The 11,709-nt window shown below is 73.9% G+C and carries 14 protein-coding genes; 10 read left to right on the top strand and 4 right to left on the bottom strand.

Features of this window, described 5'->3' with window-relative positions; translation table 11 throughout:
* Positions 1-132: 132 nt before the first annotated feature.
* Positions 133-993: a DeoR/GlpR family DNA-binding transcription regulator gene (locus AB5J87_RS31040; protein ID WP_369381438.1), complete on the top strand. Its 861-nt coding sequence runs from the start codon at positions 133-135 to the stop codon at positions 991-993.
* A 79-nt stretch (positions 994-1,072) separates the two neighbouring features.
* Entirely contained in the window at positions 1,073-1,558 is a 486-nt protein-coding gene (locus AB5J87_RS31035) for an SRPBCC family protein (protein ID WP_369381435.1), read from the top strand.
* A 16-nt stretch (positions 1,559-1,574) separates the two neighbouring features.
* Here AB5J87_RS31035 and AB5J87_RS31030 read toward each other — a convergent pair whose 3' ends face one another.
* Complete coding sequence (locus AB5J87_RS31030; protein WP_369381434.1) at positions 1,575-2,672, bottom strand: PLP-dependent cysteine synthase family protein; 1,098 nt, start codon at positions 2,670-2,672, stop codon at positions 1,575-1,577.
* A 248-nt stretch (positions 2,673-2,920) separates the two neighbouring features.
* On the opposite strand from AB5J87_RS31030, the gene AB5J87_RS31025 reads away from it, so the two are divergent.
* Positions 2,921-3,247 (top strand): hypothetical protein, encoded by a 327-nt coding sequence (locus AB5J87_RS31025; protein WP_369381431.1) that lies wholly within the window; start codon positions 2,921-2,923, stop codon positions 3,245-3,247.
* 143 nt (positions 3,248-3,390) lie between these two features.
* Positions 3,391-3,942 carry an ATP-binding protein gene (locus tag AB5J87_RS31020; protein WP_369381430.1) on the top strand — a complete coding sequence of 184 codons (552 nt, stop codon included), beginning with the start codon at positions 3,391-3,393 and terminating at the stop codon, positions 3,940-3,942.
* Positions 3,943-4,214: 272 nt separating this feature from the next.
* Here the strand turns inward: AB5J87_RS31020 and AB5J87_RS31015 are convergent, their stop codons facing one another.
* On the bottom strand, positions 4,215-4,520 hold the full coding sequence (locus AB5J87_RS31015; protein ID WP_369381427.1) for an SHOCT domain-containing protein: 306 nt from the start codon (positions 4,518-4,520) through the stop codon (positions 4,215-4,217).
* Between the two features lie 150 nt (positions 4,521-4,670).
* On the opposite strand from AB5J87_RS31015, the gene AB5J87_RS31010 reads away from it, so the two are divergent.
* The 4 genes from AB5J87_RS31010 to AB5J87_RS30995 all read left to right on the top strand — a co-directional run bounded on the left by AB5J87_RS31010 (position 4,671) and on the right by AB5J87_RS30995 (position 7,353).
* The gene (locus tag AB5J87_RS31010) at positions 4,671-5,252 is read left to right on the top strand and encodes a TetR/AcrR family transcriptional regulator (protein ID WP_369381425.1); all 582 of its coding nucleotides are present in this window, start codon (positions 4,671-4,673) and stop codon (positions 5,250-5,252) included.
* Positions 5,253-5,463: 211 nt separating this feature from the next.
* Positions 5,464-5,868: a cupin domain-containing protein gene (locus AB5J87_RS31005; RefSeq protein WP_369381424.1), complete on the top strand. Its 405-nt coding sequence runs from the start codon at positions 5,464-5,466 to the stop codon at positions 5,866-5,868.
* 10 nt (positions 5,869-5,878) lie between these two features.
* Complete coding sequence (locus AB5J87_RS31000) at positions 5,879-6,445, top strand: DUF4865 family protein (protein ID WP_369381422.1); 567 nt, start codon at positions 5,879-5,881, stop codon at positions 6,443-6,445.
* On the top strand, positions 6,442-7,353 hold the full coding sequence (locus AB5J87_RS30995; RefSeq protein WP_369381420.1) for a phosphotriesterase: 912 nt from the start codon (positions 6,442-6,444) through the stop codon (positions 7,351-7,353). The genes AB5J87_RS31000 and AB5J87_RS30995 overlap by 4 nt, the downstream gene beginning before the upstream one ends.
* Positions 7,354-7,473: 120 nt before the next feature.
* Here the strand turns inward: AB5J87_RS30995 and AB5J87_RS30990 are convergent, their stop codons facing one another.
* Positions 7,474-8,688 carry an ROK family protein gene (locus AB5J87_RS30990; RefSeq protein WP_369381418.1) on the bottom strand — a complete coding sequence of 405 codons (1,215 nt, stop codon included), beginning with the start codon at positions 8,686-8,688 and terminating at the stop codon, positions 7,474-7,476.
* 209 nt (positions 8,689-8,897) lie between these two features.
* On the opposite strand from AB5J87_RS30990, the gene AB5J87_RS30985 reads away from it, so the two are divergent.
* Both AB5J87_RS30985 and AB5J87_RS30980 read left to right on the top strand, forming a co-directional pair.
* A complete protein-coding gene (locus AB5J87_RS30985; RefSeq protein WP_369381416.1) occupies positions 8,898-10,109 on the top strand; it encodes an MFS transporter in 1,212 nt (403 codons plus the stop codon).
* Positions 10,110-10,318: 209 nt separating this feature from the next.
* Positions 10,319-11,062, top strand: coding sequence for a maleylpyruvate isomerase family mycothiol-dependent enzyme (locus AB5J87_RS30980; protein ID WP_369381413.1), 744 nt, complete (start codon positions 10,319-10,321; stop codon positions 11,060-11,062).
* Positions 11,063-11,208: 146 nt separating this feature from the next.
* On the opposite strand, the gene AB5J87_RS30975 is transcribed toward AB5J87_RS30980, so the two are convergent.
* Complete coding sequence (locus tag AB5J87_RS30975) at positions 11,209-11,631, bottom strand: MarR family winged helix-turn-helix transcriptional regulator (protein ID WP_369381411.1); 423 nt, start codon at positions 11,629-11,631, stop codon at positions 11,209-11,211.
* Between the last annotated feature and the right edge of the window lie 78 nt (positions 11,632-11,709).

Here is an 11,709-nt window from a genome sequence, read left to right as displayed (position 1 = left end):
CCGCCGGGCTTCAGGATCTCGGACCGGAAGCGGGAGTGCGGTGTCCTCACGGAATCTCCCCGTGACAGGATTCGGCTGTACGAATCGGATGCACGAAGGCGTGCACGGCTACCCGGAAGGACCGGCCCGGCGTTGAGCGACAACCAGAATCTGCTCGCGGAGCAGCGTCGCGCCCTGATCCTCGACGAGGTCAGACGGCGTGGCGGTGTCCGGGTCAACGAGCTCACCCGCAAGCTGAACGTCTCGGACATGACGGTGCGCCGCGATCTCGACGCGCTGGCCCGGCAGGGCGTGATCGAGAAGGTGCACGGCGGGGCGGTGCCGGTGGTCGAGGCGTCGACGCACGAGCCGGGCTTCGAGGCCAAGTCGGGCCTCGAACTGAACGCCAAGGAGGACATCGCGCGGGCCGCCGCCGCGATGGCCGTGCCGGGCAGCGCCATCGCGCTCTCCGGCGGCACCACGACGTACGCGCTGGCGCACCGGCTGCTGGACGTGCCGGATCTGACGGTGGTGACCAACTCGGTGCGGGTCGCCGATGTGTTCCACGCGGCGCAGCGGGCGGCGGGCGGCGCCGGGAACCGGCCGGGGGCCGCGACCGTGGTGCTGACCGGAGGAGTGCGCACGCCGTCGGACTCGCTGGTGGGGCCGGTCGCCGACCAGGCGATCCGCTCGCTCCACTTCGACGTGCTCTTCCTCGGGGTGCACGGCATCTCGGTGGAGGCGGGGCTGTCCACGCCCAATCTGGCCGAGGCGGAGACCAACCGGCGGTTCGTGCGCTCGGCGCGGCGGGTCGTGGTGGTCGCGGACCACACCAAGTGGGGGACGGTGGGGCTGAGTTCCTTCGCCTCGCTCGACGAGGTGCACACGCTGGTGACCGACGCGGGGCTCTCGGACGCGGCGCGCGAGGAGATGGCCGAGCATCTGCCGGGGCTGCTGGTGGCGGGCGAGCACGAGGGCGCCGAGGGCGCGGAAGCCCCCGCCGAAGACATCTGACGGACAGCCAGTTATGGTGTGCGGGCTCAGCGTTGACCGCTCGTGCCCGTCGACCCCGACCCGCTGGAGGTGCGGCCCGATGGTTCGCCGACTCCGTCCCGTGGAGCTCGACTTCGTCGAGACCGCCCCGTTGCGCCTGGTGTTCGCCGCCGAAGTGTCCGCCCCGGCGGACGCGGTGTACCGGGCGCTGGCCGTGGAGACCGATGCCTGGCCGCAGTGGTTCACCGCGGTGACCCGCGCGCGGGCGACCGAGGGCGGCCGGGAGGTACGGCTGCGCGGCGGCACCCGGTTCGAGGAGACGGTGATGGCCGCCGAACCGGACGCGCGCTACGCGTACCGGGTCGACGTCACCAACGCCCCCGGCCCGCACGCCCTCCTGGAGGAGTGGCGGCTGACCCCGACCGCCACGGGCACCCGGGTGCAGTGGACGTTCGCGGCGGCGGGCGGGGCGCCCTTCCGGCTGGCGCTGCGGCTGGGGCGGCCGGGGTTCGGGCGCGCGTTCCGCGACGCGGTGGGCGCGCTCGACCGGAGACTGGCTGTTTCCGGCCGCGCCACCGACCGGTGACCCCGCCGGGTCCGGCCTACTCCGGCCAGGCTCCGGTGGCCAGGAAGGTGTCGATCGCGGCCGTGTACGGCGCGATGTCCAGGCCCTGTTCGGCCAGCCAGGCGTCGGAGTAGTACTTGTCGAGGTAGCGGTCGCCGGGGTCGCAGAGCAGGGTGACGACGCTGCCGGTGCGGCCCGCGGCCACCATCTCGGCGACGATCTTCAGCGAGGACCACAGCCCGGTGCCGGTGGAGCCGCCCGCCTTGCGGCCGATGGCCTGCTCAAGGGCGCGCACGGCGGCCACGCTCGCCGCGTCCGGGACCTTCATCATGCGGTCGATGGCGCCGGGCAGGAAGCTCGGCTCCATCCGGGGGCGGCCGATGCCCTCGATGCGCGAGCCGCAGTCGCTGGAGGCCAGCGCGTCGCCGCGGGTCCAGCCGTCGAAGAAGCAGGAGTTCTCCGGGTCCGGGACGCAGACGCGGGTGTCGTACTGCATGTAGTGCACATAGCGCGCGATGGTGGCCGAGGTGCCGCCGGTTCCGGCGGTGGCGACGATCCACGCGGGCTCGGGGTACCGCTCCAGCTTCAGCTGCTGGTAAATCGATTCCGCGATGTTGTTGTTGCCGCGCCAGTCGGTGGCCCGCTCGGCATACGTGAACTGGTCCATGTAGTGGCCGCCGGTCTCCAGCGCCAGCGCCGCCGCTTCCTCGTACATCTTGCGCGAGTCGTCCACGAAGTGGCACTGGCCGCCGTGGAATTCGATCAGCCGGCACTTCTCGGCGCTGGTGGTGCGGGGCATGACGGCGATGAACGGCACGCCGACCAGACCCGCGAAGTACGCCTCGGACACGGCGGTCGAGCCGCTGGACGCCTCGATGACCGGCTTGCCGGGGCGGATCCAGCCGTTGCACAGCCCGTAGAGGAAGAGCGAGCGGGCCAGCCGGTGCTTCAGGCTGCCGGTGGGGTGGGTGGACTCGTCCTTGAGGTAGAGGTCGATGCCCCACCGCTCGGGCAGCGGGAAGCGCAGCAGGTGCGTGTCGGCGGAGCGGTTGGCGTCGGCCTGGACCTTGCGCACGGCGTCCTTGAGCCACGCCCGGTAGGCCGCGTCGCTGCGGTCCACGTCGATGGTCTCCATTGCCACTCCTCGGTGCCTCGGTCTCCCGCGTCTTCCAAGTCGGCTGGAAAACCACGGCTGGGTCACTTGACAATACCGCCCCGACCTGCACAAACATTCCCTTTGGGGATCCATAGGGGTGGCTTGTGGGACGCCGGTGAACCGGCGGAGGGCGGCGGGTGAAAGCCGATCCTCCGTGCGCCCTGGTGCGTACGGCCGTCGTTGTGCAGACTGCCCAGCAGGAACGGTACGAAGGGGGCACCGCGGCCATGAGCGAGCCCGAGTTCAGCGCCAGGGGCGTACGGATCGACCGGTGGACGCGTTCGCTGACCAGGGCGGGCCAAGTCCTGATCAAGGACGGCCGGCTCGCCCTGCTCACCAGCAACGGGCGGGAGATCGACAGCGCGCCGCTGCGCGCGGTGACCGCCGGCAAGCCCTGGCTGCCGTGGGCCGCCAAGGCCGACCGGACGGTGGCCACGCTCAACGGCCACCGCTACCGGCTGACCATGGGGCAGCCCGGCGGCCGGTCGCGCGGCGCGGAACTGGCGCAGCGCTTCCTGCAAGCGGTGCGGCCGGGACGCGAACCGCGCGGCTGAGCAGCCGCCGGGCGCGAGTTGCGGAGCGTCGCCCCCTGCGCCACCCTGGTCTCACATCACTCAGGGTTCACCGGCGGTCACGCTGCGATCCAGCCCGCCGGACCAGAAAGCTTCTTCCGGACCTCAATCGGGGAGTCGCAGCCGTGATCAGCCAGTCGAGCAGGCATTGCACGGTGGAGCTCCAAGCCCTGCCGTCGCGGATCGGGCAGGTCCGCAGAATCGTTTCAGCACAGTTGCGTTACTGGCATCTCGATCCTCTGATAGAGGAAGCGGCGCTCGGCGTCACCGAGCTGCTGACCAACGTCCACCGGCACGCCCAGCCGGACAAGATCTGCACGGTGGAGATCGAGCTGCTGCGCGACCACCTCACGGTGTCCGTGCACGACCACGACCCGCGGATGCCCACCGTGCGCAGCGCCGACCCCTTCGCCACCAACGGCCGCGGGCTCGCGATGATCGCGGCCGTCAGCGAGAGCTGGGGCGTGCGGCCGGAGGGCGACGCGGGCAAGACCGTCTGGTTCACGCTCCCCGCGAAGCCCTCCTCCGCCGCCGCGCCGGCCCGTCCCGCGTACGGGACGAAGGCCGCCGCGGCCCAGCCGAGCGGGCCCTGTCTGCGCAAACGGCCTGCCCTCGTACGCACCGACGGCCGCGCGGCCCATCCGCGCACCGCCGCCCGGTCGCCCGTGGCAAGCTGACCGGACGGTCGCGTGCGCCTTGCGGCATCGGACACCCGCTGTCTGTCGCCTGACAGCCGGCACCTGCCATCTGACGTCCGGCATCTGACGTCCGGCATCTGTTATCCGACATCTGTCACCTGACATCTGTCACCTGACATCTGTCAGCCGTCAGCTACCACCTGTCAGCTGCCACCTGTCACCCGTCATCTGCCGTCCGCCGTCTGCCGTCTGCCGTCTGTCACCCGTCATCTGCCGTCCGCCGTCTGTCGTCTGTCATCTGCCGTCCGCCGTCAGACCGCTTCGCCCTTGGGACGGCCGCCGAACTCCTCGTCCAGGACGGAGAGTCGGCGCCAGTACTCCTCCTCGTCGATCTCCCCGGCCGCGAAGCGGCGGCCGAGCACGGCGATCGGCGAGCGTTCACCGAGCGCGGGGCGGGCGCCGGCGAAGCGGTCCGCGAGCGGCGGGCCCCAGGGGCCGCGCCGGCCGCGCCACACCGTGCGCCGCAGCAGGGTCACGACCGTGAGGACCACGGCCGCCCAGATCACCGGGACGAACAGGATCCAGGGCCCGGGTCCGTCATAGGCCAGTGTGTTCATGATGTTCAGCTCCTCGGTGGGGACCTCGTCTTGCTTCCGAGGCTCTCGCCGGAGGGCGGTCCGGGGCGTCGTACGGCCAGCGGTACTTGGCGTACCTCCCCGGGAGTAGACGGGGATTCCACGGCTGCTCTGGATTCTGTACCTACTGGTATGTACAGTGGCGTCATGAGCACCTCCGAGCGTCTGATCGAGGCCACCCGCGAGCTGCTGTGGGAGCGGGGTTACGTCGGCACCAGCCCCAAGGCGATCCAGCAGCAGGCGGGCGCGGGCCAGGGCAGCATGTACCACCACTTCACCGGCAAGCCCGATCTGGCGCTCGCCGCGATCCGGCGCACCGCCGAGGAGCTGCGCGCCGCCGCCGAGGCGTCCTTCGGCGGCGGGGGAACCGCGTACGAGCGGCTGCGTGGCTATCTGCTGCGCGAGCGCGACGTACTGCGCGGCTGCCCCGTCGGGCGGCTCACCATGGACCCGGACATCATCGCCAGCGACGAGCTGCGCGCGCCCGTCACCGAGACGATCGACTGGCTGCGCGGGCGGCTGGCGGAGGTCGTCCAAGAGGGGCTGGACGCGGGCGAGTTCACGCCCGGTCTTGTCCCCGAGGAGATCGCGGCGGCCGTGGTGGCGACGGTCCAGGGCGGGTACGTCCTGGCTCGGGCGTCGGGCTCCCCCGCGGCGTTCGAAGCGGGCGCCCACGGGCTGCTCGCACTGCTGGCGCCGCGCGGCACGGACTGACGCACGCGGGCGCGGCCGACAGTGTCACACCGCGCGCCCGGCTCGCACCGCCGCGCACGCGCGGGCGCGCGCTCTCACCCGGAGCCCCAGGCCCCAGAGGCACGGGCCCCGGAGCCCCCAGGCCCAAGCCTCGCCGCCGCCCGCGAGCCCCACCCTCACCTCACACCCGCACCTCAGCCCCCTCCCCACCCAGCAAAGGACCGGCCTTCCCATGCACCTCACCCGTCAGCGCCCCGAGACCGTGCGCGGCCCGGCCGAGCACTTCACCGGGACCGTCTGGCTCGACGAGATCGCCACTCCCCCGGCCCCGTCCCGGCTGCGGATGGTCAACGTCCACTTCACCCCGGGCGCCCACACCGCCTGGCACCGCCACCCGCACGGGCAGGTCCTCCATGTCACCGAGGGCGAGGGCCTGGTGCAGCGGCGGGGCGGCCCGGTCGAGCCGATCCGGGCGGGCGACACCGTCTGGATCGAGCCGGACGAATGGCACTGGCACGGCGCCGGGCCACGCACGTTCATGACGCACCTCGCGGTCGTGGAGGCGGCGGCGGACGGCTGCGCCGTCCACTGGGAGCGCCATGTCGACGCCGACGAGTACCCGTCCGCCACCGTCTGAGGAGTACGCCGTGCACGCCCTCCAGTACGAGATCACCCTGCCCGCCGACTACGACATGGACATCATCCGCACCCGTGTCGCCACCCGGGGCCGGCTGCTCGACGACTTCCCCGGCCTCGGCCTCAAGGCGTATCTGATCCGCGAACGCGGCGCGGACTCACCGGTCAACGCCTACGCCCCGTTCTACCTGTGGAACACCCCCGAGGGCATGAACTCCTTTCTCTGGGGCCCCGGTTTCCAGGGAATCGTGGACGACTTCGGCCGCCCGGAGGTCCAGCACTGGATGGGCCTCGCGTACGAGGAGGGGCCGGCCGGGGGCGCTCCGACCGCGGCGACGCGCGAGCGCGTGCCGGTGCCCGCCGGGGTGCGGCCCGCCGACTTCGTCGCCGAGCGGCTGGAGCGCGCCCCCGCCCCGGGCGCGGTACTGCGCGCCCTGGCGGTCGACCCGCGCCACTGGGAGCTGGTGGACCTCACCCTGTGGGAGCGGCCGGATCCGCGCGCCCCGGGCGACCGGTTCCAGGTGCTCCATCTGTCGGCGCCCGAGCGTGCCGCGCTCACCCGGGGGAGGCACTGGTGAGCGCGTCGCCGGACAACGCCGTCGTGCGTACCGTGAACGGCGACGTCCCCGCCGACCGCCTCGGTGTGGTGGACGCGCACGACCACCTGTTCATCCGGAGCCCGCTGCTGCCCGGCCAGGAGGTCGCCGACGCCGAGGACGCGGGGGCGCGGCTCGCCGCCTTCCACGAGCTGGGCGGCGGGACGGTGGTCCAGTGGACCCCGTACGGGATGGGCCGCCGGGCGGATCTGCTGCCCGGGCTCTCGCGGCGGTCGGGCGTCCAGGTCGTCGCCGCCACCGGGCTGCACCAGGCCGCCCACTACCCGCCCGAACTGCTCGACTCCGTACGGGACTCGCTCGCCGAGCTGTTCGTGCGGGAGATCACCGAGGGCGTGACGGGGACCGAGGGGGCGGTGCGGGCCGGGCTGATCAAGGTGGCGGGCGGTTTCCACGGGCTCGACGCGCACGCCCGGCTCACCCTGCGCGCCGCCGCCGAGGCCCATCACCGCACCGGCGCCGCCATCGCGGTCCACCTGGAGCTCGGGACGGGCGCCCTGGACGTACTCGAACTGCTCTGCGGGGAGGCGGGGGTGGCACCGGACCGTGTGGTGCTGGGCCATCTCAACCGCTCGCCGGACTTCACCGTGCACCACCAACTCGCCTCGGCGGGCGCGTACTTGGCGTTCGACGGGCCGTCCCGCGCCAACCACGCCACGGACTGGCGGATGCCGGACGCGCTCGGGGCGCTGGCCGACGCGGGGTTCGCGGACCAGCTGCTGCTCGGCGGCGACACGGTGACTCCGGACACGCCCGGCATGCCCCATCTGCTGCGCCGGGTGCGGCCGAGGCTGGAACTCGCCCTGGGGCGGGAGCTGGTGGAGCGGATCCTGGTCGCGAACCCGCCGGGCGCGTTCGCCCTGCGGCGGTAGCGCCCGCCGGTCCCGCCCCGGCGGCGCGGGACCGGCCCCGGGCGCTCGCGGCACACCCCCGGGGCGTGTCCCTTTCGGATCTCAGCCGGGCCGCGGCCGACAGGATCCGAAGGGCGCGCCCTAGCCGAGCGCCCCCAACGGGTCGTCGAGCACCGGCTGCCAGGCCAGCTCGGCGGCGCCGACCAGGCTGTTGTGGTCGAGCGAGCAGGCCAGGATGGGTACGCCGCCGCTGCGGCCCCACAGACTGCGGTCGGCGACGACGGCCCGCAGCCGGTCGGGGTCGGCCTCCAGGAGCGCCTTGTGCAGGCCGCCGAGGACGATCCGGTCGGGGTTGAGGATGTTGACGAGTCCGGCGAGCCCGAGGCCGAGGCGGTCGATCAGCTCCTCGGCCGCGGTGCGGACCGCCACGTCGTCGTACTCCGTGCGCAGCAGCTCCCGGGACTGCGCGAGGAGCGACACCTCGGGGCCGGGGTCGCGCCCGGCCGTCGACAGGAAGGCGAGCGGGTCGGTCTCGACGTCGAGGCAGCCCCGGCCGCCGCAGTAGCAGGGGCGGCCCTCCGGGTTCACGGTGAGGTGGCCGACCTCCAGGGCCAGGCCCGAACTCCCGGTGTGCAGACGGCCGTCGAGGACGAGCGCCCCGCCGACGCCCCGGTGTCCGGTGGCCACGCAGAGCAGGTGCTGGGCGCCGCGCCCGGCGCCGTGGCGGTGCTCGGCGAGGGCGGCGAGGTTCACGTCGTTGCCGGTGAAGGCGGGTCCTTCGATGCCGGCCGCCCGTACCCGTTCGGCGAAGATCTCCCGGACCGGGGCGCCCGCGGGCCAGGCCAGGTGGAGCGGGTTGAGGGCGGTGCCGTCGGGCTCGGCGACGGCCGAGGGCACGGCGAGCCCGGCGCCCACGCAGCGCAGCCCGGTCTCCCGCAGCAGCTGGGCGCCCGCGTCCACGACCTCGCCGAGCACCTGCGCCGGGTCGGCCGAGACGGTGACGCAGCCGGGCGCGGTGGCGACGGTCCGGCCGCCGAGGCCGACGAGCGCGGCGCGGAAGCCGTCGGCGTGCACCTGGGCGGCCAGGGCGACGGGGCCGGAGTCGTTGACCGCGAGCCGGTGGGAGGGGCGGCCCTGGGATCCGGCGGCGGCGCCGGGCCGGGAGTCGACCTGGATGAGGCCGAGCGCTTCGAGTTCGGCGGCGACGGCTCCGGCCGTGGCCCGGGTGACGCCCAGTTCGGCGGTGAGGACGGCGCGGGTGGGCGCGCGGCCGGTGTGGACCAGTTCGAGCGCGGGCCCGAGTGCGCCACGGCCCCTGTCCAACCGTGGTTTGGTGTGCGTCGCCTTGCCGTTCATGGGGGCGAGTCTCCCATGATCCAGGACGGAGGCCGCCCCTCCGCCGGTCGCACCGGCAGTCGCCCCGCTCACACCGGGGCCCGCACCGGCCCCGGCGCACGAGTGCGTGCCGGGCGGCCCGCGGCTGCCGGACGGCCGCCCCGGCGGGGCGGGGCGACGGCCACCCCGGCGGGTTGTCGATACGGAACGGATCCCTCTATCCTGACTTTGTGCCGCTACTAAACAAAGTCCGGACGGCCGTCCCGGGGGGACCTGGCGCGCACATCGCCGCACCCTCCTTGCTCCGCCTCCGCACCGCCTTGACCGTGTTCTTCGCCCTCGACGGATTCCTCTTCGCCGGCTGGGTGGTCCGCATCCCGGCCATCAAGCACCAGACCGGCGCCTCGGCCGGCGACCTCGGCCTCGCGCTGCTCGGCGTCTCGGCCGGCGCGGTGGTGACCATGGTGTTCACCGGGCGGCTCTGCGACCGGTTCGGCAGCCATCCGCTGACCGTCGTCTGCGCCGCGCTGATGGCGCTGACGATCGCCCTGCCGCCGCTCACCCACTCGGCGCTCGCGCTCGGCGCGGTCCTGCTGCTGTTCGGCGCCGCGTACGGCGGGATCAACGTGGCGATGAACAGCGCCGCCGTCGATCTGGTGGCCGCCCTGCGGCGTCCCGTGATGCCCGGCTTCCATGCCGCGTTCAGCCTCGGCGGCATGCTCGGCGCGGGCGTCGGCGCCCTGGTCGCGGGCAGCCTGTCCCCCACCGTCCACCTGCTGGCACTGACCGGTTTCGGCCTGCTGGTGACCGCGCTCGCCGGGCCGGTCCTGCTGAGCCGCCCGGCCCCCGCGCACGGCGCCACCCCGCACGCCCGGGGCCGGCGCCCCGACGGCCGGTCCCGCCGTCTGGTGCTGCTGTTCGGCGTGATCGCGCTGTGCACGGCTTACGGGGAGGGCGCGATGGCGGACTGGGGCGCGCTCCACCTGGAGCAGGACCTGGACGCGGCGCCCGGGGTCGCGGCCATCGGCTACTCGCTGTTCGCCCTCGCCATGACGGCCGGGCGGCTCAGCGGCACCGCCCTGCTCGAACGCCTCGGCCAGACCCGCACCCTGGTCGCGGGCGGCACCACGGCCGCCGCCGGAATGCTGCTGGGCGCGCTCGCCCCGACGGTGTGGCTCGCGCTCGCCGGTTTCGCGGTGATGGGTCTGGGGCTCGCCAACATCTTCCCGGTGGCGGTGGCCCGCGCGGGCGCGCTGGCCGGACCGGGCGGGGTGGCCACCGCGTCGACGCTCGGCTACGGCGGCATGCTCCTCGGCCCGCCCGCCATCGGCTTCCTGGCCCAGTGGTCCTCGCTCCCGGTGGCCCTGACCACGGTCGCCGCGCTCTCGACGGCGGCGGCCCTGATCGCGTACGGGTCGAGGCACGCGACCGCCGGGGTGTGAGGGCACGGCACCCGGCGGCGGTGCGGGGGCACGGACGGCGGTGACGCGCGGGCGGCGGCGCGACGCGACCGACGGCGCGGCGGGGCGGAGCGGGACGGCATTCCCGGGCATGGGCCGGGCGGCGTTCCCGGGCATGGGCCGGACGGCATTCCCGGGCATGGGAAGTGCCCGCCGCGCCGCCCCTCCGCACGTCCTGGCAGAATCCCGACATGGACACCGCCGAACTCATCAACACCCTTGACCGCGAGGGCCGGTTGCTCGCCGGGGCAGCCGCCTCGGCGGGTCCCGACGCACCCGTGCCGACCTGCCCCGACTGGCGGGTGCGGGACCTGCTGCGGCACACCGGGACCGTGCACCGCTGGGCCACGGGCTTCGCCGCCGAGAAGCTCACCGGCTTCCGGCCGCCCGCCGAGGAGCCCGGCCTCGACGGCGCCGAGCTGCTCGACTGGTTCCGCGCGGGCCACTCCGCGCTGGTGACCGCGCTGCGCGAGGCGCCCGAGGACCTGGCGTGCTGGCACTTCCTGCCCGCGCCCTCGCCCCTGGCGTTCTGGGCCCGCCGCCAGGCGCACGAGACGACCGTGCACCGGGTGGACGCCGAGTCGGCCCTGGGCGGACCGGTAACCGCGCCCGAGGCCGGGTTCGCCGTGGACGGCGTCGACGAGCTGCTGCGCTCCTTCCACGCCCGGGAGAAGAGCCGGGTGCGCACCCGTACGCCTCGCACCCTGCGGCTGCGGGCGACGGACAGCGGGGCGGTGTGGACCGTGCACCTGTCGGACGGGGTGCCGCGCACCGTACGGGACGACGACGGGCCCGCCGACTGCGAGCTGACCGGGGCCGCGCACGAGCTGTATCTGGCGCTGTGGAACCGTGCGCCGCTCTCGTCCGTTGCCCTTGCGGGCGACGCGTCGCTCGCCGAACTGTGGCGGACGAACTCGGCCATCACCTGGGGCTGATTCCCGCCGTTCCACCAGGGCTTGTCCGACGATTCGCACCGGATCGGGGCGGGGCGCTCCGGCCGTACGGCACGCGAGCGTCCCGGGCACGCCGACCCCGGCGGGACACGTAGGACGGGCCCTGGAGGCCGGTCCGCGGGCCAACCCTAGGGCCGGTCCGCAGACGATCCCCAGGCCCGGTCCGCCAGCATCCGGGCGAGCACCGCGCGTTGCAGCGGTCGCACCTCGGCATGGCGGGCCCGGCCCTTGTCGGTGATCGCCACCCGGACGCCCCGCCGGTCCTCGCTGCACATTCCGCGCACGACCAGGTCCTCCTTCTCCAGCCTGCCGATCAGGCGGGAGAGGGCGCTCTGACTGAGGTGGACGCGCGAGGCGAGGTCCTGGACGCGGAAGCCGGGACCGCCGTCCTCCGCGCGCCCCTCGGCGAGGACGTCGAGCACCTCGAAGTCGCTCGCCCCGATCCCGTACTGGTGCAGCTCGCGATCGAGCTCGCACGTCGTGCGCGCGTGCACCGCGAGGATGCCGCGCCACTCGTCCACGAGCACGCGCTCGGACTTCTTGGCCGCCATGGCCGCACGTTAGCAGAGAAGTCACACTTTGTTGCACCGTAATTAAATGCACTTGCACTGGATGCATGTGCATGTAGT

This window comes from Streptomyces sp. cg36, assembly GCF_041080675.1.
Lineage (GTDB): Bacteria > Actinomycetota > Actinomycetes > Streptomycetales > Streptomycetaceae > Streptomyces.
Note: the sequence above shows the minus strand (reverse complement) of the source record. Positions and strands in the feature narration are given on the sequence as shown.

What these genes read in the sequence shown, in the direction of transcription:
- AB5J87_RS31035 (WP_369381435.1), top strand. Translation starts at nt 1,073, where the DNA reads ATGGTTCGCCGACTCCGTCCCGTGGAGCTCGACTTCGTCGAGACCGCC.
- AB5J87_RS31030 (WP_369381434.1), bottom strand. Translation starts at nt 2,672, where the DNA reads ATGGAGACCATCGACGTGGACCGCAGCGACGCGGCCTACCGGGCGTGG.
- AB5J87_RS31025 (WP_369381431.1), top strand. Translation starts at nt 2,921, where the DNA reads ATGAGCGAGCCCGAGTTCAGCGCCAGGGGCGTACGGATCGACCGGTGG.
- AB5J87_RS31015 (WP_369381427.1), bottom strand. Translation starts at nt 4,520, where the DNA reads ATGAACACACTGGCCTATGACGGACCCGGGCCCTGGATCCTGTTCGTC.
- AB5J87_RS31010 (WP_369381425.1), top strand. Translation starts at nt 4,671, where the DNA reads ATGTACAGTGGCGTCATGAGCACCTCCGAGCGTCTGATCGAGGCCACC.
- AB5J87_RS31005 (WP_369381424.1), top strand. Translation starts at nt 5,464, where the DNA reads ATGCACCTCACCCGTCAGCGCCCCGAGACCGTGCGCGGCCCGGCCGAG.
- AB5J87_RS30990 (WP_369381418.1), bottom strand. Translation starts at nt 8,688, where the DNA reads ATGAACGGCAAGGCGACGCACACCAAACCACGGTTGGACAGGGGCCGT.
- AB5J87_RS30980 (WP_369381413.1), top strand. Translation starts at nt 10,319, where the DNA reads ATGGACACCGCCGAACTCATCAACACCCTTGACCGCGAGGGCCGGTTG.
- AB5J87_RS30975 (WP_369381411.1), bottom strand. Translation starts at nt 11,631, where the DNA reads ATGGCGGCCAAGAAGTCCGAGCGCGTGCTCGTGGACGAGTGGCGCGGC.